Genomic DNA, 20,430 nt, shown 5'->3' on the forward strand with positions numbered 1-20,430 from the left:
TGCAATTAAGTTGTTTCGGTACGAGTATGAACTTCAGTTCCTTCTGTGTACGTCAGTTTGCCGTCGCGAATCTCTTCAAGTGCAATACCAACTTGTTGTGGAGACTGTGGGTTCTCTACCATCGGAGCACTTCCTTGCTTCAGTTCGCGTGCCCGACGAGCGGACAAAGTGACTAACGTATATTTCGATTTGATCTGTTTCTGTAATGAGTCAATGGACGGTTCTAGCATCATATTGTATTCTCCTCCAATGCTTTTTTGAATTGATGGGCCACACGTTCACGTTTGCAATGTTCACTCGAAACGATCGACTGTACTTTCGAAACGGCGTGGTCGATTTCGTCGTTTACGACAACGTAGTCGTAAGCATCCATCATATCGATCTCTTCTTTAGCCGCAAGCAGACGGTTCTTTACTTTCTCTTCCGTTTCCGTTCCTCGGTTGACGATGCGGTCTTTCAATTCTTCTAATGATGGTGGAATAAGGAAAATGAACACCCCTTGTGGGAAGTTTTCGCGAACCTTCAAAGCACCCTGTACTTCGATTTCTAAGAAAACGTCTTTCCCTTGGTCCAAGGTTTCCTCTACATACTGTCTTGGTGTTCCATAATAATTGCCGACATATTCAGCATGTTCAATCAGCTGACCTTGCTCAATCAGTGACTCGAACTCTTCTCTTGATTTAAAGAAATAATCGACGCCATCCACTTCCCCTTCGCGTGGGTCACGCGTCGTCATGGAAATGGAATAACGCAAATCTGTCGATTGTTCGAACAGCGATTTGCGTACGGTCCCTTTCCCAACACCGGACGGGCCGGAAAGAATAAATAAAATCCCCTTCTGATCTATCACAGCTAAAGTCCTCCTAGCTTTCGTCTGAAATCTCGTCGTTACTCAATACGCGCTGACCGACTGTTTCTGGTTGAACAGCGGACAGGACGACGTGGTCACTATCCGTAATGATGACCGCGCGTGTACGACGCCCATATGTAGCATCTACTAATTTATTATTGTCACGGGCGACGGTAATAATACGTTTGATGGGAGCGGATTCGGGTGAAACGATGGAGATGATTCGATTCGCTGATACCACGTTACCAAATCCGATGTTAATTAAGCGCAAACTCAAAGCAGACTCCTCCTTATTAGACAACCTACTATTTAACTATATCTATTATATGAAAAAACAAGGGCCGAACTCAATTGTTATTCTATATTTTGCACCTGTTCTTTCAGTTTTTCGATTTCGCTCTTTAACGCTACAACCCACTCGGAAACTTCTGTGTCATTCGATTTCGAGCCGATTGTATTCACTTCCCTATGCATTTCCTGGACGACAAAGTCAAGTCTACGACCGATCGCTTCGTGCCTTTCAAGCGTTGTACGGAACTGGTGGACATGTGCCTTAAGCCTGGTCAGTTCTTCTGTAACATCGCCTTTTTCAGCGAGTAGGCCGACTTCCTGAAGTACACGGGATTCATCAGGGTCAAGTGTTTCTCCAGCATATTCTTCAATTCTCTCACGAATCTTTTCCCGATACTCTTCTACAATTCTTGGACGTTTGTCTTCCAACTTCTCAAGAACCGCTGTAATCGTATCTAACCGCTTCTCGAAATCGTCATGCAACCTCAAGCCTTCTTCGACCCTCATTGCAAGCAAGTGCTCTATCGCAATATCCATTGCCTCCACTAGGGCCAGCTGAAGTACGTCAGTGTTGCTTTCGACCTCTCGAACCGTAAAAATATCCTCTAACTTAGAAACCATATCAATTGAGACGTCTCCCGTCAACTGATATCGGTCTTTTACTTCCTTCCACTTCTCCACATATTGATCCAGAAGTCCATAATCGATATCCACCTTTTTCTCAAACAGTCCCTTTCCTTCGACGGTGACAAAAATGTCGACACGACCACGCGCTAGTTTCTCTTTGATCCTGCGTTTCAATTTCTCTTCTATGAAAAGGAGGTTGCGAGGTAGCTTTGTTGAGATATCGAGGAAGCGGTGGTTCACCGATCGAACTTCAATATCGATTTGGGCATCCTCGACGTGTGCGGAATGTTTTCCATAACCAGTCATGCTGCGTACCATCATCATCACATCCAATCTAGTTCTATTATAGCAAGGAAGAATTGATTTCTCATATGGTTTGATTCAATTCACCAACAGGATTTAAACCGAATATAGACTTTTTGCGACGATAGAGGATACTTGTAATTACTAGCATAATACTAAAACACACCATGACATACCGAACCGGCACCCATTCCATAATCAATCCAGCTGTCAAGGCACCAAACGGCATAGCAACGGTGATAACAGAGTCGACCGCCGTGTTGACCCTCCCTAACAAGTGTTTCGGTGTTATCGACTGAAACAACGAAGCGTAAACGACGTTATACGCTCCCATGCACAAGTTCGCAAGGAAAATGAAGCAACAGGCAACGAGGACATTGGGACTGAAGACCACGAACAACCAAAGTACCCCGTGGAAGAAGAGACCTAGAGTCAATGCTACTCCCGGCTTAACCTTCTCTGCACCTGTAGCAATCAGCAATGCTCCAACCATGCTTCCAAGACCACTTGCCGAAAGTAAGAATCCATAAGTGGATGGTGAGGCGGCTAATTGATTAGAGAAGAACGGTAGCGCCACTAAGTTCATTGCAGTAAAGAAATTCACGATCGCAAGAGGAAATAAGATCCATTTCAATGTCGAACCCATTACGAACGATACCCCCTTCTTGAGATCCTTCTTATAACTTTCCACTTCGAAAGATCCTTCTTCTGTCTTGTAAAAAAAACGGAATAACCTCAGCAGTAGAAACGGAATTAAAAAGATAACCAAATTGATTCCATATAATAATGTAACGGAACCTATAATAAGTAATATTCCAGCAACACTATCAAACAAAGAGTCGGACAATTTATATGCAATGCTGAATAATGAATTCGCTCTGATCAAGTCCTTTTCCTCAACGATTTTCGGTAGGACCGTCTCTTCTACTGGATATGTAATGGCAGAACAGCATGCTGATACAAAGATGAGAGGCAATAAGTTCAGTGGCGAATCTAGACCCGTTACAAACAAAAAGATCAGACTACTATGGACAACAAGTTGGAAAAATGCTGCTAAGAAGAGGATTCTCTTCGGGTTTGTACGATCAATCAGCGGCCCGGTGAAGATGAGTAAGGCTTCTGGCAATGTGAATAAAAACCCTGCTACCCCAGCAACCAGTGCAAATTCCGATTGGTTCGCCATGTACCACATAGTAATAATGAAAAATAGACTGTCTCCTATATTCGTAAACGTACCTAGCATAAAAACGATTTTAAACTTCCGATTTCCTTTCAAGCTCATTGTATGCCCTCCTTTACCTGTCGCTATTGTAGAAGAGTTAAGGTAAGGCATATATAGAAAAGATAATTCAGAAATAAACTTTCCATAAAAAAACACTGCCAAGAAAGGCAGTGTTTACTTATTATGTTTGATATACACGATCTTTTTGATGGATTCTGTAGACAGAGCATAATCATCAGAGAGTCTTGTAATAGAAACTCCCTTGTGAAATTTTTTCCGGATAGAATCATTGCGTTCATCTAATTCTTTTCTTCCACCTGACCGTGTCCCCCACTTATGGTACGTGTCTTTCTTTTTCGGAATATATATGGTTTCTCCCTGGATATATTGTTGTATTTCCTCTATTAATGATGCAGGGAGTACTTCGTTTACTTTATCTTTCAACATAGCCAGCCCCTTATATAGTAATGAGATCTATAAGGTGCAAAGCCGCATTATGTAGGCGGTGTTAATACTGTTTCTCCTCATACAAAGCACCGCCGACTGAAATTGGCTTTGCATGAGGCTTTCGAAGTGTTATTTTCGTGCCGAGTAACATGACTGAACACTCCTTTCCTATAAGCTATTTCTATTTTTTCACAATTTTTTGGAGCCTACAATCTTTTTACGTGTCTCTGTTTAGATATATACCTCTTATTCGTGCTATAATTTTCATTTAGAGAGGTGAGCACGATGTCATTTGATGGAATTGTGACCCGGGCGATTACACATGAATTGAACGAAACGATTCAGTCCGGACGCATTATGAAAATTTATCAACCAACTGAAACTGAACTGGTATTTACCGTTCGGTCGAACCGCCAAAAACATACGCTTGTATTATCCGCACACCCGAGCTATGCTCGCTTCCACCTGACGGATGATACGTATCATAACCCAAAAGAACCACCGATGCTGTGTATGCTTCTCCGGAAACATTTGATTGGTGGATTTATTGAACGTATTGAACAAGTGAGCATGGAGCGGATCGTGAAGTTCCATATTCGCACTCGAAACGAAATTGGCGACGAGACGATGAAAACCCTGATTATAGAAGTGATGGGGAAACACTCAAACATTCTACTTGTAGATGAAGAACAGGGGCATATGCTCGACAGTATCAAGCACCTGCCTCCATCCCAAAACCGTCACCGTACAATCATGCCGGGGCAACCCTATAAACTCCCACCAGAACAAGGAAAGCTCAATCCGACGGAGCTTGAGCCAGACGAATTTCTCAAGAAACTGGACTTCAACTCTGGGAAAATGGATAAGCAAATTTTAGGAACAGTGATGGGCTTTTCTCCGATGATTTCTAAGGAGATTGTACACCAGGCAGGACTTGGTGGACCTGACGGGCTTAAAGAGGCTTATCGTGCAGTTCGAGAACGACTGGTGAATCACGATTATTCCCCGCAAATTCACCGAGCGGAACGCGAACAATTTTATGTATTGCCATTGAATGAATTTTCCGGTGAAGTGGAGGAATTCGACTCCGTCAGCGCTATGCTTGATGACTATTACTCTGGTAAAGCAGAGCGCGACCGCGTCAAACAGCAAGCAGGAGATTTATTCCGTTTCTTGAAAAACGAGCGCGATAAAAACAAACGGAAGATCAAGAAACACGAAGAAACTTTAAAGCGGTCGGAAGCAGCAGAGGATTACCAAAAGCTTGGAGAACTCCTTACGGCACACATGCACATGGTGAAGCCAGGCGATGAACTGGTCACCGTCATCGACTATTATGACCCTGAACAATCAGAAATGACGGTCGAACTAAATCCTAATAAGTCGCCGAGTGAAAATGCGCAAAGCTATTTCCAGACCTACCAGAAATTGAAGAAATCGAAGCAAGTTGTGCAAAAGGAGATCCAGCGTGCGGAAGACGAAATTCAATACTTTGAACGTCTGATCCAACAAGTTGAATCAGCTCGCGAGGAAGATATTGAAGAAATACGCGAAGAACTCCGCGAAGAAGGCTACATGAAGAAGAAGTCTGCTTCAAAAGGCAAAAAGAAAAACAAACCTTCGAAGCCTTCACCAGAATCTTTCGAATCGACAGACGGCACGTTGATCTACGTCGGTCGTAACAACAAACAAAACGAGTATTTGACCAACCGCATGGCTAGAAAAACAGACATCTGGCTCCACGCTAAAGATATTCCAGGATCTCACGTTGTCATCAAAGATGAAGATCCATCGGAGGATACACTATTAGAAGCTGCTCAACTTGCCGCGAATTTCAGTAAGTTCAGCAAGTCATCCAGTGTACCTGTCGATTACACCCAGATTCGTAATGTCAAGAAACCTTCCGGAGCAAAACCAGGCTTCGTCACCTACGACCATCAACAAACGTTATTCGTGACACCAGACGCCTCGTTCATCAAAAAGCTCAAGAAATAACCAACACGCCCTCTTATATAAGAGGGCGTGTTTTATTGGGGACAGGCACCTTGTCCCACTGTGTCTAACTATCAGAATTATCATTGGTCAAGGTGAATTGGCCTCCGTGGGAGACTGTGATCTCTGGCGCCATTTTTTCTCTTAGTAAGGATAATACAATTGCTTAGTTTTGACGGTTTTTATCGAGATTCAGAAGAATTTGTTGTTGACAGGAATTCTTGTTGGGACAAAGCCCCTGTCCCTACAACCTTGTCTGTGGATTGACTTCGATAACTTCTAAGTCTGATGCTAGTAATGAGTCAACCAGCGAATTGCTGCCTCCAATTATTGTGTAGCAGAGGTCTTCATCCGTATAAATGCACCAACTTCTATCTTCCGGCCACCAGTATGTCGGGCTTCCGAGTACTCGATCGTCTTCTGTGAATTTATAGACATCATCCAACTCCCCCTTGAAGTATCGGCCGTAATCTTTCATGAAATCCCCCTTCAAACTAAGAAGGTCGTAGTGGAAAAATAGCGGTCCGTTCGTAAAGGACCGCACCAACTCCACAACCTTTGGAAGAACCTTTTCGTCTATGTTTCCTTCTTCAGGGGTAACGAGCTCCCTTGGGATACCACCTAAGTACCTTGCAATCGCTGCTGTTGAGATCTCATTCGTGTATGGGATGTCATAGCGCTTAGCGATCTCTTGAAAAGTGAGTTCTTTGCCCAGCACGAATGAAGGGTCATCCTCGACACTATGATCACTCCAAAACCTATAGCCCTCCGGTGCTTCCTGATCTAAGTAAGCAGGGTTCATAACTTTACAGTACCTTTCATATATCACAGGCATCACCTTTTGAACGGCAGGAATATCACTTTCTGTTCTAAGATGCTTATGCAGCCAGTAAAACACCGTTCTATTTACCTCTTCCATCCGAGAGCCCCCTCCCCCCACACGATTCACAGCCACTTCTTGCAGCTTGGACACTGCTGTTCTCGTTGCTGTCTCCTTAGTTTCTCTCCGCAATAATGACACTTCACTACTTTTGATCTCTCGTTGAGAAAACCATCTCTTTGAATAAATACATCACGCGATTGACCCAAATACCGAACAGATATCATAATCATCATTGCAACGAGTAGTAACGCAAAGATAACAATGCCGAACGCCTCCTTAAGGTTCTATACGGTTCAAAACCTTAAATGTTTCACCTTCTTATTTCGAGCTTACTCTACTCTCCACTATTTCCCTGGCAATAGTTCTCAAGAGTACTTTCGAAGTAGAAAGACCGATATATCCACGACTGGTAAGATCTCGTACTATTTCTTTTAATACTCTATTAAGACGTAGAACCACGTTGAATTATAGGGGATTTTTGGGAAAAACAAACCTTCATGTCGATACACCAAAAACCACATGATTCACATTTATGGAATCATGTGGTTTTCGAATTCATTGAACCCATTTATACAATCGTTGAATCGTCTCCACGACCTTTTCATCTGCTTTTTTGTGCCTTCTTCTGTCAGGCACATCTTTTACCGCCACCACGTACAAAAATGGTTCTTCATGAAAGCTCCCAAGTATTCCGATATCGATGATGACATGCTCCAGGCCACCCGTCATGTGATTCAAATGATGGACAGGTATCGTTGGGACATGATCCTGCTGCCTCACCAACCCATTTACAACGGGTTCATAGACCTCCGGAAGCTCTAAGTAACCATCGTAAGTCTTCTTCAATAATAGAAACATGTCTTCGGCACTTGACTGGTTCAATGGATCTTGGGGGTCTTCCTGAATTGCCATTGTAGTAAATTCTTTTTGGATCATCTTGTTTACTTTCTGCCACCCTCCAAAGAAGTCTACAACTGCTTCTGCGACGGCAGAATCATGACTGGCAATCATCACCTCGACTGCATCCCGTAATGAAAGAGTTGTTCTACCCTGCAGGTGGGGATAGATTTCTTCACTATCTTCTAGCGGATTGAAGGAGACATCATTCACTTGATTATCCCAAGAAAACTCTCCTGTTTGGACACTTTGAGCTACTACATATCCAACAGCTAGTTTTGATGCCGAAGCTAAAGGAAACAGCTCTTCTTCACTGATAGAAGAAACCATACTCTTTTCTTTCGTGGAATATATGAGTGCAGACTGTGTACCGTGTTCGATCTCAAGCAACTTTCCAATGACCTTGCTCATTTTAAGACCTCCCGACATCCTTTTTTTACTATTATATAGCAGAAATTACAATCACATAAAGTAAAAAGAGTTCGTAAGGGGACCGGGCATTCGTCCCGAATGGGACAATTGCCCGGTCCCCTCAAAGTTAAGACGACACCTTTACAGAGAAAGCATATGTGGCGTCGCCTTGCTCCCATTCTGCATGAATTTGAAACACATAAAGGCCAGGCTGTTCAGGAGCATAAATGTTTCCGTCTTTTACAACAACCTGTTTCCGCTCTCCACCTTCCTTCCACTGAACAAGCTGAAATTCATCGGGAAAGGGTTTTAACTTCACCTCTATCTCTTCTCCTTCACGCACAGAAGTTGGTTCGTGTTGTGCAGCCATTTCAAACGCATCACGGAACACCTTATCTTCACACTTAGATGATGCTCCACTATCCCAACAGTAGGATCCTTCTGTTGCAGGAACCTCATCATCACCAACTACTATGTAGGGCTTTGGAGGACCACTGTTGTAAAGCATATTTAAGGATAAAAATAAAAAGCCTGTCAGAAATGCTCCAATGATCACCAGCCATTTCAATTTCATCACCTCTTTATAACAGTCGAGGTAGTGCAAAAAAAGTTACAAAAAAAACACCAGCCTCCAATTGAAGACTGGTGTCCTTCCTGTTAACCGGCTTTCTTTTCTTCGATAGAATCCGGCTCGATCAATTGTAAGTTTGTTTCTTCGTCTGTTTCCAACTGGAACTTCTCCAATTCTTGTTCCATGTTCGATGCTACATCTTCTAACTCTTCCGCAAGCCCGTTCAACTGATCCATCGCTGCATTACTCTCTTGAACGGAAGCTGACACTTGCTCAGAAGCTGCAGCCGTGTCTTCTGTTACCGTACTGATCTGGTCAATATTCTGTATTAGATGATCTTTGTTGTTGCTCATATCTTTCATTGAATCAATAATCTGATTCATCGTTGCGACGTTATCTGATACGTGACGGAACACATCTTCAAATGATTCTTCCGTTTCATTCACCGACATCTCTTGATCCCGTACGACTTCGCCAGTATCTTCTATTAAATCAACGATATGGTCGGTCCGGCTCTGCATATTCGCAATCATTTCAGAAACATCGGTTAACGCGGATTCCGATTGCTCAGCTAGCTTTCTCACTTCATCAGCTACAACAGCAAAACCTTTTCCAGCTTCCCCGGCACGTGCCGCTTCGATAGCTGCGTTCAAAGCGAGTAGATTCGTTTGGCCGGCAATCCCTGAGATGGTGCTGACAACTTTATTGATGCTTTCTGAACTCGCCTGGAGTTCTTCAATCGACCGTTTCATATCATTTGTCATATGATTTGTTTTATCAGAATGTTCACGGAGACGTTGCACGATCTGTTTCGCTTGTTCCGAGCGACTCATAAGAGAGTCGGATTTTTCTTTCATTTGCTCACTTTGGTTTACCACACCCGTAATCGTCGTAGCCAACACCTGAGAAGACTGCACACTTTGCTCCATCATCTCTGTCTGCGTTTGGGCGCCTGCTGCAATTTCTTGGATCGCTCTTGAGATTTCGTGAGCGGCAGCTGAATTCTCTTCTGCATTTGCCACAACATTTTCAGCAGAACTACTCACACTTGTGGAAGAACTTTTCACCTTATGAAGCAAACCACGGATCGAGTACAACATTTGTTGAAAGTCCCGGGATAGATCTCCTATCTCATCTGCACGATCCATTTCAGCATTCATAGAAAAATCACCACTACCTGCTCTGCTCATGAGTAGCTGAAGCTCCTTGATTGGTTTTGTCAAATGTCTGGTGACTAATATCGCAATTACTAGTGAAATTAGAATGACACCAAGAAGGACAATTAAGATCGGAAGGATGATTTGATTCGCCTGACTCTGAAAATCAGATACATTCACAACCCCCATCATCTTCCATCCAGTTTGTGGATTCGTTGCAAATGCAACAATCTTCTTCTCTCCATTCTCCGTATATTCATAAGAACCTTGCTCTTGTGACGCAACAGATTCATAATACTCCATCCCCTCTGCCGATTCACCAATCATCCCCTCATCGGGGTGGGCTAGAATAATTCCATTATCGCTGAGAAGCATGCCATTCCCTGTTTCGCCTACTTGTACTTGATCCATCATCTCGAGTAAAGTTCCGACCGTAAAGTCGATAGAGAATACAGCCTCTACCCCTCCATTTCGTTCGACAGCTCGAGCCGCACTGACCACCGCATCTCCGGTAGCTGCGTCTACATAAGGCTCCGTCCAAATGACTTCCCCTTGCTTGTCGACCGCTTCTTGATACCAAGGACGTGTGGTCGGGTCATAGTCGTCCCCAAGATCTGTTGCTGGATAGATCAACATATTTTTCGTAGATGAATTTCCTACGTAAATGTTCAAGATAGAAGGATTAGATTCACGCGCACTTTCAAATTGATTCAGTATTTCGCTTTCATTTGCTTCTTGATCCGCTAGTTTGGAATCCTCAGCAAAGCGATTGACGTTATGACTCATTGTGTTGAACAGCGTATCGAACGAACTGCTCATGGATTCCATCTGTCTTTCAACGTTTTTCGTCATGGCTTCAGTCGTATTATTCAGACTAAACCAGTAACTGGTTCCTGCCACCACAACCCCAGTCAGTAAAATTAGAAATAAAAACGGAATAAGAAATTGTCTCTGGATGCGTTTTGTAAACACATGGTTGACCTTTCTAAAGAACTTCATGTACATCCCCCTCTGATGCCTTTAGTGTTAATTTCGGCTCACTTTTCAGAATTTTAAGTAATTTATCATGAATAAATATACCTGCAAATTATTCCATAAAAAAAGCGCACCTCTTAGAAGTGCACTACATCTCAACTTAACATAGTCCGCGTAAGTTCCGTAAAAGCGAGCAGCGGGGGACTCATCCACTTATCCTTGTGCCATGCCATTTTCGTAAATACCGGCGGCATGTCATGATGCCAGTTCAACTCTATCAAGTCTCCTCTTTCAATATCTTTCTCAACGACCATCTCTGGTAAAAGGGCCACTCCTAAGTCTGCGATAACACATTGTTTGATCGCCTCGATACTGCCGAACTCGAATTGGTTGATCGGGTAAACATCCGCGTTCTGGCAAGACTGTTCAAATAAATTTCGATAGGAGCATCCTGCTTCGGTTAATAAAAAGGTATCCCCTTCTAACTGTTTTAGATCAACGGACGGGTGACTAGCAAGAATATGGTTCGGACTAGCAACTAGTTTAATCGAATCGGTCGCAAGGGTTTCGATCGTCAAAGACTGTTCTGCTTTTGGTACATCCATAAAAAACGCCACATCCATCCCACCGTCCATCAATTGCTGACGCGCCATATTGTCAGAATGAGCCGGTTTGAAGACTAGCTTCACTTTCGGGTAAAGTGTTTTAAACTCTTTTAATATGGGAGGCAATCGATAGGTGCATTGACTCTCCTGAGCACCGATCACAATCACACCCTCCGGTTCGTCACTTGCACTCATCGCCTGTTTCGCCTCTGCGGTTAGTTTTAGAAGTCTTTCTGCATAAGAGTGGAACTCGAGGCCAGCAGAAGTGAGCTTGATCTTTTTTCCTAATCGCTCGAATAACGGTTTGTCAAATTCTTCTTCAAGCGCTCGGATGTGCGCAGTAACACTGGATTGAGCGAAATTAAGTTGCTGTGCCGCTTTGGTGAAGTTCAACGTTTCCGCTACCTTCAAAAATGTGGTGATCTGCTTATGATCCATAAATCCCTCTCGATCTATCGGTATAACCGATCGTTTTGATTTGAATTATCCGTTTTTATGATGATTGAATTTAGTATAAGCTACTAGTTAGAAAGAATCAATGGAGGGATGAAGAATGAAAATAGCTATATTAGACGGCGGTGGAAGACGTGATGGAAATACACAAACCTTGACGGAACGTGTTGTGGATGGCATTGAAGTGTCCAGGTTTGGATTGAAGGAATATGATATTCATGCGATTTCAGACGAACGTCATGAAGAGGATGGCTTCCATGCAGTGGACGATGATTATGATGCCTTGATGACGGAGGTGATGAAACACGACGTAATCCTCTTTGCGACTCCGATTTACTGGTACTCGATGACAGCAACGATGAAAGGCTTTATTGATCGATGGTCGCAGTCCATGCGTCAACCGAAGTTTGCGGATTTCCGCGAGCAAATGGCTGAGAAGAAAGCATTCGTTGTTGCAGTTGGTGGCGATAACCCTTATGTCAAAGGACTGCCGATGATTCAGCAGTTTGCTAACATTTTTGAATTTGTTCACTTACCATTCGAAGGGTATATTCTTGGAAAAGCACACCGTCCTGGCGACATATTGGATGATGAAAGTGCGCTCTATGCGGCTGATCGTCTCCATCAAAAATTGAAAGAATGGACGTCTTAATTCTATGAGAACCTGACTTCGAGTCAGGTTCTTTTTTAAATAAGACCATATATTGGGACAGAGTGCCTGTCCCCTATGATATCCCCTATGATACACTTCTTAATATAAGAGTTTGATAGGAGGAGTATAAATTGTTCAAACACATTATATGGGATTTTGATGGAACGCTATTCGATACATATCCGATCATGGCACGCATTTTTCAGAGCTCCTTAGAAGAACATGGCTTCCATGAGTCTATAGAAGAAATTCTTCGCCATATGAAAGTTTCTATGTCTCAAACAGAACAGCATTACAAAGATAAGTATTCGATTGATGATGCCTTTCTGAAAGCTTTTCACATGAAACGCAAAGACATCGAAGTTGAGGAGTCCCTACCTTTCAAGGGTATCAGAGAGATTTGCGAATATATATACAACTCAGGCAGGTTCAACTACCTTTATACACACCGTGGATCCTCTTCTATCGACCTGTTGAAGAAGTTTGACCTTTATCCTTTCTTCCAGGATTTCATTACATCAGAGCATCGATTTGAGCGTAAACCACGTCCAGATGCCATAAATCATCTGGTAAAGAAACATGCGATGGATACGGAGCAAGCTATCATGATTGGAGATCGCGACCTGGACCTATTAGCGGGAAAGAATGCTGGAATCAGCTCTTGTTATTTTACGGAGGAGACGGAAGAAAACCCTCATGCCGACTATATCATCACGGATTTCACTTCATTGAAATCTATTATTTAAGAAACGGGACAGTTTACCTGTCCCCATCGTACTTTTGTACTTCTTCATCCTTATTGATGCTGCTTAGGTACTGTTTCCATCCTTCGCGCTTTACAAAGGGCTGGTATGATTCTTTCGGAGGACTTAAGGCGAACCCACTGAGCTTATCTTCCATGACACTTACTTTCGATAAATCCTCCAGCCAAAGATCATTTATATTGCTTAAGTACTTTAATTGCTTCTCTGTTTCAACTGACCAAACGACCTGATCCTTAGGCAGCTTCTTTAAGTATTCTATAGGTACATTCGGAAGATTGTGTAACCTATTGCCATTACCTTGGAAAAGCTCCGGGTCTTCTGCCCTTGCTATAGATAAGATATTTCCCCAAGCAAAGTCAAGATTCTTGTATTCTTCTAACATTGCCTGTCGATCTCTAGCCGACCATTGTTCTCTTTCCTCGGCATCTGCAATTATCCGATTGATCTCATCAAGAGAACTAGCTAAATCTAGAAAAGATGTACTTAACTCACTGGACATATACGTTACATATTTTTTCTTATCTTGATATTGATACACCCCGAACCCCACTAACCCAACCATAAAAGTGCTAATAATCACCGCCAACAGCTTCTTTCTATTCACCACCTGCTCCTCCTTCTCATTTCTACATCTCTTGTCTCCTTTAACCTTTAAATGTAAAAAACAAACAATAAGTCCTACCTGCTTACGGGTTTTCACTTTCGCCTCCCCCCCTAAATATTTATTGTTTTTCGATATGTTTCAATATATAATTTAATTACCAAAAAGTGGAAGAGGAGCCATGTGAGGAAGACGCTATTCTTAAAAGTCACGGTATACGTACTAGGGGCAGCAATCCTTATCTTAAGTGTATTTTGGCTCCCTTGGATGTCGGGAGAGGCGGCAGAAATAGAGCCCAGCCTTGCCTATTTACGATATCCTGTTCTTGTCGGTATTTACATTACAGCTGTGCCTTTCTTTTTAGCACTATATGAAGCATTGCGATTACTGAAATACATCGATCATCAACAAGCTTTTTCTGAAGCAGCGGTACATTCACTACGACTTATTAAATATTGTGCATTAGCGATATGTAGCCTGTATGCGGTCGGGAGTATTTTTCTGATTACACAAAGTGCTCTGCACCCTGGCATCGCTCTCGTCGGTTTGGTCATTATTTTCGCTTGCATCGTGATTGCCATGTTCGGCGGAGTCCTTCAACAGCTATTAAAAAGTGCAATCGAGATCAAAATAGAAAACGAATGGACGATTTGAGGTGACGATATGGCGATTGTAATCCACCTTGATGTCATGCTTGCCAAGCGAAATATTAGTATGACTGAGCTATCTGAACGAGTCGGCATTACCATGGCCAACCTCTCTATATTGAAAAATAGTAAAGCAAAGGCAGTCCGCTTCTCCACACTAGAAGCGATTTGTCAGGTACTCGAATGCCAACCAGGAGACTTAATGGAATATCGGGGTCAGGGACCTCGTCCCAATTAATGGGACAAGGTCCCTGACCCCAAATAAACAAAGGAGGACGAAGTGATGAATGAGTGGTTCAAGGATGTTTCGTTGTTGCAGGCAGCTTTGGTGAGTGGAGAGACGACTTCGCGGGAAGTGACGATGGCTTATTTGGAACGGATTGCTGAGTTTGATCAGAGTGGCCCGTCTATTAATTCTGTTAAGGAAATCAATCCAGATGCTCTACATATTGCAGAGGCTCTCGATCAAGAGCGTAAACAAAAAGGTGCTCGCGGTCCTCTTCACGGCATTCCAATTTTGTTGAAGGATAACATAGATACAGGAGACAAGATGCATACCTCAGCAGGTTCCATCGCCTTAAAGGACCATTACGCGAAAGAAGATTCCTTCGTCGCATCTCAGCTTCGAAAAGCTGGTGCCATCCTACTCGGAAAAGCGAATTTGACCGAATGGGCGAACTTCATGAGTGAGGCAATGCCGAATGGCTATAGTTCAAGGGGTGGTCAGGTTCTCAATCCTTATGGACCAGGAACCTTCGATGTCGGGGGTTCCAGTTCTGGGTCTGCAGCAGCGGTCGCTTGTTCCTTTGCTACGGCAGCAATCGGCACGGAAACTAGTGGTTCTATTTTGAGTCCAGCCAGCGCCAATTCTTTAGTTGGTCTTAAACCGACCGTCGGATTGATCAGTAGAAATGGTATTATTCCGATTTCGCACAGTCAGGATACGGCCGGTCCGATTACAAGAACGGTAAAAGATGCCGCCTTGCTCCTAGAAGTGTTGGCCACCCAAGACGCTCATGATCCGGCAACATCTACAAAACCGCTCCAAACATCCAATTTATATACTTTGGAGCTGAATCCTTACGCGCTTCAAGGAGCTAGAGTCGGTGTGGACTACACTTTTTTCGAAGATTTAAACAAAGAAGAAAGAAATGTAATGGACCAAGCAATAGAGGACTTAAAGTCACAAGGAGCGGAAGTCATCGAAATTTCTTTCCCCGTTACGGAGAGGGAATCAAGTGTGATGTTCCATGAGTTCAAACATGGAATCAATGCTTATTTAAGCTCCTGTGCTCCACACATTCCTGTTCATACACTGCAAGAACTGATTGCTTTTCATCGGGAGCATGAAGAAAGCGCTCTGGAATATGGGCAGTCCGTTTTGCTGGATGCTGAACAAACGAGCGGAACTCTGACCGATTCTACGTATATTAAGGATCGATTAGAAGACTTACGAATATCGACCTCTGACGGTTTAGACGCCTTAAGAGAAGAGCACCGTCTGGATGCATTCCTTTCTCCGAACGCAGCTGGTTCCCAATTACCCGCTATGGCAGGCTACCCTTCTATTACGGTTCCAGCGGGTTATACCGAAGATGAGGGCAAGCCGGTAGGGCTGACATTAACAGCCTCCGCCTTTGAAGAATCCAAACTGCTTTCCCTTGGGTATCACTATGAGCAAACGAAGAGTACACCCCATCAAGAACCTGAATTATAATAAAAAGCACAAAGCCACTGGGCTTTGTGCTTTTTCACTCTTAATAAAGTTTCGTCAACGAACTCTTATCGAAAGGAAGCAGATCGTCTGCTTGTCCGTTCTCGACTTTTTCGACCCACGCAGGATCTTGTAATAGAGAACGTCCAATGGCAATCAGGTCGAATTCCTCTTCTTCAAGTTTCTCCACTAAACCGTCCAAACTCGTTGTATCAGCGTTTGTGAAACTTGTAAACTCACCACTCAAGCCAACAGACCCGACAGAGATGACAGGTTTTCCAGTAAGTTTTTTCGTCCATCCTGCAAGGTTCAGATCCGAACCTTCGAACGCAGGCTCCCAGAACCTCCGAGTAGAGCAGTGGAAAATATCCACCCCTGCTTCGACAAGTGGTTGAAGGAATTGTTCGAGCTCTTCTGGTGTCTTGGCAAGCTGCGCTTTGTAGTCACTCATTTTCCATTGGGAGAAGCGGAAGATGATCGGAAACTCCGGCCCTACTTCGAGGCGGCATGCTTTGATAATATCTACAGCGAATTGCGTACGTTTTACAAGGTCACCACCATAGCGATCCGTTCGTTTGTTCGTTTGCTCCCAGAAAAACTGATCGATCAAGTAACCGTGTGCCCCGTGCAGTTCTATTGCATCAAAACCAAGGCGTTTCGCTTCCGAAGCTGCTTTTGCATAAGCTTCAACAAGTTGTTCCACCTCTGATTCAGTCAACGGATCTGTTACAGGTTCTCCGTCTAAAGTAAACCCAGATGGCCCGACTGGAAGTGCCTCTTCATTTGGAAGGTCCCCTTTATTCCTTGTCATTCCCACATGCCATAGTTGGGGTGCGATTTTGCCACCTGCTTCATGCACTTGGTCTACAACACGCTTCCAACCTTCAAGAGAAGCTTCCCCGTGAAAGAGAGGGATTGAGTCTCCAGACACCGAAGCAGGGTGGTCAATGCCTGTCCCCTCCGTTATGATCAAACCGACATTATGTTCCGCGCGGCGACGATAATAGGCCGCAACGTCTTCCCCTGGAACACCGTTCGGGGAAAACCCTCTGGTCATTGGAGCCATTACCGTACGGTTCGGCAATTGCAATTTATCACTGGAAAATGAATCGAAAAGTGCTTGAATAGTTTTGTTCTCACTCATGTTGTACCTCCTCCTATCATGTATACAATAAGAAGTATGGCAAATCATGGGGCGAAATCAAAATCATCTGCTTTTAACCTATAACGCACATAACCATCAGAAGTAGTGCTTTTTCCGGCAAAGCCAAGCTTCTCAGCAACTTTTATAGAAGCACCGTTCTCTGGGTGAATATCGCATACAAGCTCTGAGAGCTCCAGGCTGCCGAATCCATGACGGATTACTGCTTTAGAAGCTTCTGTTGCAAAGCCTTTGCCCCAACTATCCCGATTCAGCCGCCAGCCTGCTTCAACCTCCGGTCCGATTGCATCAAGCGGAATTAACATCACCCAGCCGAGAAATACACCTGGATCTTGTTTATGCTCAATCGTCCAATACCCGAGCCCATTTGGATATTCTTTCTGCATCCTGTCTGTAATGAATGCCTTCTGCCTTTCAGCACTTAAACCCGATTCCAGTAATTCTCTTATCTCTGGGATATGCTTCACTACTTCTGGATCACGGTCCATCTGTAGACAATCTTCCAAATCCGTCATTTTACGCTCGCGCAACAGTAGCCGCTCAGTTTCGAGATTGGGCACCATAAGGCACTCTCCTCCTATACTATGAAAAATGTTCCTTAAGCCATTTCACCCAAAGGTCTTGTGTCGTTGTTCGCAACCCTCTTCCATGCCCAATACCATCCACTAGATGCAATTCTGCATTCTTAGCTCCGGCTTCTCTCAACTCTTCAAAAAATGACTCTGTATGCCAGGCACGGATACTCCTATCTTCCTTTCCATGCAAGAGAAGAATCGGTTTTCGAGCCAGATTATCGATGTAAGTAACGGGATTACAAGAGTGGTTTCCTATTATGAAATCCTCCCATTCTTGAGGGTCAATGTCCCGGAAGGTATTTTCGTGACACCTTTTCAAAAATGGATACATGGTGGAAAGGTCTTCTTCCGGTTCGTTCGGATTTTCGTTCTGAGCTGCAGGGTCCAGCATAGGACAAAACACAACTGCTCCATCAGACAGGTCTGAAGTAGCTAAAGCTGTCAACGCTACAGCACCTCCATAACTGTTCCCGATCAGAACGACTTTATCGATGTCCCATAAGACTTGCTGCATTCCCTTCAAATCTGTCGTCTTCCCGCTTCTCAGAAGCTCCATCCCTAACTTAGCACCTTCCACAGAAGTCGAGGGGCCGAACTTTCCATAGCTCTGCCAGCTGCCAGGGTATCTTGCATTCAGTACAGTGAAACCTTGTTGCACGAGCTGATGAGTCATATCTTCCATCAGCGGCTGATTCGGAAGACCTGGAAGCCACACGAGACCGATCTTCACATTTATCTTCTCATCTGGTATCAACAGGTCTCCTAGGATATCTTGATTCTGAACAAAAGCATGCTTCATCTCCATCTGTCCTTTCTATGTATTGGGGGCACGGAAGGAAGTTACCTCTTCCCCCAATTGTCAAAATAGGTCTTTAGCGCTTCCAATTCATGAGTATGAAATACAATCCCCTCATCATCCGTTACAATATATGTCGGTCGATCTTCTGCGATTTTGAAATGCTCTGCCCGGTTGAGCACTCCGTTTGTGAAAGAAGATTCAATAGTTGTTGATCGTATCGGAGCATCGCCGAAAATATCCCGATAAGCTCCTATCTCATCCGCTTCCTCATCTGGATTATAAACATGCAAGCTGTGTTCGCCTTGATCAGCAGTGATTCGACGGACTACTTCTTCTTTTGTATAAGGCACGACTTTGATAGACTCCGCTTTATAGGAAGGGAGCGATTCTCTGTCATTGAAGTACGTTTCTATCGACACAAGTTCTTGGTGGTACGTACCTTCTACTACCACCTCCACTTTATGGAGAGATTGCAAATCTTCCAGTTGTTTAATTTCTCCACTAACTTCCAACTGATCACCTGGTATGATTCTAGCGGCTTCTATCACCTTATCGTTCTTGTCATAATTTCCATTTTCCTTTTCCTCTTCGGATAAGATATCCCCCATGTTCAAGACGAACGCTTGTGTGGCATCCTCCATGACTAGAGCTTCTCCTTCTAGTGTTGACGTTTGATTCATACATCCTGTTAAGACAAAAAGAAATAAAAGCATCTGCCACTTCACCGTCATCCCCCCTCTTCTACGATTGTCCACGACAGTGCATCATCTTCCTCTAAAGCTCTCAATGCTTCCAAGTGATCGGTATCGTTCAAAATTGGGTTACTAGATACAAAGTCTTCTCCGATGTTAACGTTAACGTATTCGAAATTCGATCCGGTTTGGGTTGGCTTTTCCAAACTGAATTTAAGGCTGTACTTCCGTATGCCACGCTCATCATCCAACCTTACTTTCACATCAGAGAAGTCTTGGAGCAGTTCATGTATTTGTTCTTTGTCTTCTGTCGACATTTCTTTGACAACTACCGTCCTGAACTCCCGCGGATCATTCACCTGAATCGTGACTTCTTGAATGTCGTATTCCGGATTGTATAGTTCTGGATATAGATCCTTCGTTGTCACTACTTGGCTTTGGGAGAATACAAAATATGCTACGCCAACAACGAGTCCTGTAAGTAGAACAATCGGTATAAAACGACGAATGTACAATCTCAGCAGCAGCATTAGTAATAACACCGAAAAGACGATAACCAAATAAACCAAAAAATCCCTCCTCAGGAAACGTTCTTACATGTAGTACGAACGGAGGAAGGATTTGGTTTCAATGAAGTGGGGTCAGGGACCTCGTCCCACAAAAGGGACGAGGTCCCTGACCCCACTCACTCTACCTGCGCTTTCTAATCTTCTTAACGGATTGGTTGATGACTTCGGATAGCACAAGTCCTATGGCGATTGCCCCTGATACCATGAAAGCTTTTGCGGAAATCGGAAGCGCCGTTTCATAATTGTTCTGAACAAAGTGCCGCATAGCATCATAGGCAAGCCCTCCAGGAACCAGCGGTATGATTCCTGCTACACTGAAGACGATAACAGGTGTCTTATATTTTCTAGCAAAGAACTGGGCAATCATCGCGATGACAAACGAAGCCACAAACGTTCCTGTAATCTCATTCAAGTCCCACTCTACAAAGATACGGTAAATGATCCAACCTGTAGATCCGACCAAACCGCATTTAAATAACGTACTCTTCGGAGCTTGAAAGATCACTCCAAAAGCAGCGGATGCGATAAAACTCGTAATAAGTTGTTCAACCCATAACATAGATACTCAACT

At 43.7% G+C, this 20,430-nt stretch carries 24 protein-coding genes; 6 read left to right on the forward strand and 18 right to left on the reverse strand.

Annotated features, from left to right (window positions below):
- Positions 1-5 precede the first annotated feature (5 nt).
- The 6 genes from rpoZ to E4663_RS07860 form a co-directional block, all read right to left on the reverse strand.
- Complete coding sequence (gene rpoZ / locus E4663_RS07835; RefSeq protein ID WP_079480278.1) at positions 6-233, reverse strand: DNA-directed RNA polymerase subunit omega; 228 nt, start codon at positions 231-233, stop codon at positions 6-8.
- The gene (gene gmk, locus E4663_RS07840; protein ID WP_079480279.1) at positions 230-850 is read right to left on the reverse strand and encodes a guanylate kinase; all 621 of its coding nucleotides are present in this window, start codon (positions 848-850) and stop codon (positions 230-232) included. Before gmk ends, rpoZ begins: the two co-directional genes overlap by 4 nt.
- Before the next feature lie 13 nt (positions 851-863).
- Positions 864-1,127, reverse strand: coding sequence for an extracellular matrix/biofilm regulator RemA (gene remA, locus E4663_RS07845; RefSeq protein WP_079480280.1), 264 nt, complete (start codon positions 1,125-1,127; stop codon positions 864-866).
- Positions 1,128-1,204: 77 nt separating this feature from the next.
- Entirely contained in the window at positions 1,205-2,092 is an 888-nt protein-coding gene (locus tag E4663_RS07850; protein WP_241657126.1) for a YicC/YloC family endoribonuclease, read from the reverse strand.
- A gap of 43 nt (positions 2,093-2,135) precedes the next feature.
- Positions 2,136-3,353, reverse strand: a complete 1,218-nt coding sequence (locus E4663_RS07855) for an MFS transporter (RefSeq protein ID WP_158290450.1) — start codon at positions 3,351-3,353, stop codon at positions 2,136-2,138.
- 114 nt (positions 3,354-3,467) lie between these two features.
- Positions 3,468-3,740: a CD3324 family protein gene (locus tag E4663_RS07860; RefSeq protein WP_079480283.1), complete on the reverse strand. Its 273-nt coding sequence runs from the start codon at positions 3,738-3,740 to the stop codon at positions 3,468-3,470.
- A 285-nt stretch (positions 3,741-4,025) separates the two neighbouring features.
- On the opposite strand from E4663_RS07860, the gene E4663_RS07865 reads away from it, so the two are divergent.
- Complete coding sequence (locus E4663_RS07865; RefSeq protein WP_135327177.1) at positions 4,026-5,735, forward strand: Rqc2 family fibronectin-binding protein; 1,710 nt, start codon at positions 4,026-4,028, stop codon at positions 5,733-5,735.
- A gap of 241 nt (positions 5,736-5,976) precedes the next feature.
- On the opposite strand, the gene E4663_RS07870 is transcribed toward E4663_RS07865, so the two are convergent.
- The 5 genes from E4663_RS07870 to E4663_RS07890 form a co-directional block, all read right to left on the reverse strand.
- Positions 5,977-6,651 (reverse strand): hypothetical protein, encoded by a 675-nt coding sequence (locus tag E4663_RS07870; protein ID WP_135327178.1) that lies wholly within the window; start codon positions 6,649-6,651, stop codon positions 5,977-5,979.
- Positions 6,652-7,170: 519 nt separating this feature from the next.
- Entirely contained in the window at positions 7,171-7,923 is a 753-nt protein-coding gene (locus tag E4663_RS07875) for a serine hydrolase (RefSeq protein WP_158290451.1), read from the reverse strand.
- Positions 7,924-8,050: 127 nt separating this feature from the next.
- Positions 8,051-8,497, reverse strand: a complete 447-nt coding sequence (locus E4663_RS07880) for a hypothetical protein (RefSeq protein WP_135327180.1) — start codon at positions 8,495-8,497, stop codon at positions 8,051-8,053.
- 83 nt (positions 8,498-8,580) lie between these two features.
- Positions 8,581-10,650 carry a methyl-accepting chemotaxis protein gene (locus E4663_RS07885; protein WP_158290452.1) on the reverse strand — a complete coding sequence of 690 codons (2,070 nt, stop codon included), beginning with the start codon at positions 10,648-10,650 and terminating at the stop codon, positions 8,581-8,583.
- 131 nt (positions 10,651-10,781) lie between these two features.
- Complete coding sequence (locus E4663_RS07890) at positions 10,782-11,669, reverse strand: LysR family transcriptional regulator (protein WP_135327182.1); 888 nt, start codon at positions 11,667-11,669, stop codon at positions 10,782-10,784.
- Between the two features lie 115 nt (positions 11,670-11,784).
- Between E4663_RS07890 and E4663_RS07895 the strand changes: the two genes are divergently transcribed.
- Together E4663_RS07895 and E4663_RS07900 are read left to right on the forward strand one after the other, a co-directional pair.
- Complete coding sequence (locus tag E4663_RS07895) at positions 11,785-12,336, forward strand: flavodoxin family protein (RefSeq protein ID WP_079480290.1); 552 nt, start codon at positions 11,785-11,787, stop codon at positions 12,334-12,336.
- A gap of 131 nt (positions 12,337-12,467) precedes the next feature.
- On the forward strand, positions 12,468-13,082 hold the full coding sequence (locus tag E4663_RS07900) for an HAD-IA family hydrolase (protein ID WP_079480291.1): 615 nt from the start codon (positions 12,468-12,470) through the stop codon (positions 13,080-13,082).
- 13 nt (positions 13,083-13,095) lie between these two features.
- Here E4663_RS07900 and E4663_RS07905 read toward each other — a convergent pair whose 3' ends face one another.
- Entirely contained in the window at positions 13,096-13,662 is a 567-nt protein-coding gene (locus tag E4663_RS07905; RefSeq protein WP_206663478.1) for a hypothetical protein, read from the reverse strand.
- Positions 13,663-13,884: 222 nt separating this feature from the next.
- On the opposite strand from E4663_RS07905, the gene E4663_RS07910 reads away from it, so the two are divergent.
- Genes E4663_RS07910 through E4663_RS07920 form a run of 3 tightly spaced genes read left to right on the forward strand, consistent with a single transcriptional unit; the run spans position 13,885 to position 16,065 of the window.
- A complete protein-coding gene (locus E4663_RS07910; protein WP_241657127.1) occupies positions 13,885-14,355 on the forward strand; it encodes a DUF2975 domain-containing protein in 471 nt (156 codons plus the stop codon).
- 9 nt (positions 14,356-14,364) lie between these two features.
- Positions 14,365-14,586 (forward strand): helix-turn-helix domain-containing protein, encoded by a 222-nt coding sequence (locus E4663_RS07915; protein ID WP_135327184.1) that lies wholly within the window; start codon positions 14,365-14,367, stop codon positions 14,584-14,586.
- Positions 14,587-14,631: 45 nt separating this feature from the next.
- Positions 14,632-16,065 (forward strand): amidase family protein, encoded by a 1,434-nt coding sequence (locus E4663_RS07920; RefSeq protein ID WP_135327185.1) that lies wholly within the window; start codon positions 14,632-14,634, stop codon positions 16,063-16,065.
- Between the two features lie 40 nt (positions 16,066-16,105).
- Here the strand turns inward: E4663_RS07920 and E4663_RS07925 are convergent, their stop codons facing one another.
- From E4663_RS07925 to E4663_RS07950, 6 genes are all read right to left on the reverse strand, one after another.
- The gene (locus tag E4663_RS07925; protein WP_135327186.1) at positions 16,106-17,206 is read right to left on the reverse strand and encodes an NADH:flavin oxidoreductase; all 1,101 of its coding nucleotides are present in this window, start codon (positions 17,204-17,206) and stop codon (positions 16,106-16,108) included.
- Positions 17,207-17,250: 44 nt separating this feature from the next.
- Positions 17,251-17,787: a GNAT family N-acetyltransferase gene (locus E4663_RS07930; protein WP_135327187.1), complete on the reverse strand. Its 537-nt coding sequence runs from the start codon at positions 17,785-17,787 to the stop codon at positions 17,251-17,253.
- Positions 17,788-17,806: 19 nt separating this feature from the next.
- Positions 17,807-18,598, reverse strand: a complete 792-nt coding sequence (locus tag E4663_RS07935; RefSeq protein ID WP_158290453.1) for an alpha/beta hydrolase family protein — start codon at positions 18,596-18,598, stop codon at positions 17,807-17,809.
- A 41-nt stretch (positions 18,599-18,639) separates the two neighbouring features.
- Positions 18,640-19,323 carry a hypothetical protein gene (locus tag E4663_RS07940; RefSeq protein ID WP_135327189.1) on the reverse strand — a complete coding sequence of 228 codons (684 nt, stop codon included), beginning with the start codon at positions 19,321-19,323 and terminating at the stop codon, positions 18,640-18,642.
- A 2-nt stretch (positions 19,324-19,325) separates the two neighbouring features.
- Positions 19,326-19,859 carry a hypothetical protein gene (locus tag E4663_RS07945; protein ID WP_135327190.1) on the reverse strand — a complete coding sequence of 178 codons (534 nt, stop codon included), beginning with the start codon at positions 19,857-19,859 and terminating at the stop codon, positions 19,326-19,328.
- Between the two features lie 121 nt (positions 19,860-19,980).
- Complete coding sequence (locus E4663_RS07950; RefSeq protein WP_079480301.1) at positions 19,981-20,418, reverse strand: threonine/serine exporter family protein; 438 nt, start codon at positions 20,416-20,418, stop codon at positions 19,981-19,983.
- Positions 20,419-20,430: the final 12 nt, after the last annotated feature.

It is taken from the genome of Halobacillus salinus, from assembly GCF_004684905.1.
GTDB classification, from domain to species: Bacteria; Bacillota; Bacilli; order Bacillales; family Halobacillaceae; genus Halobacillus; species Halobacillus salinus.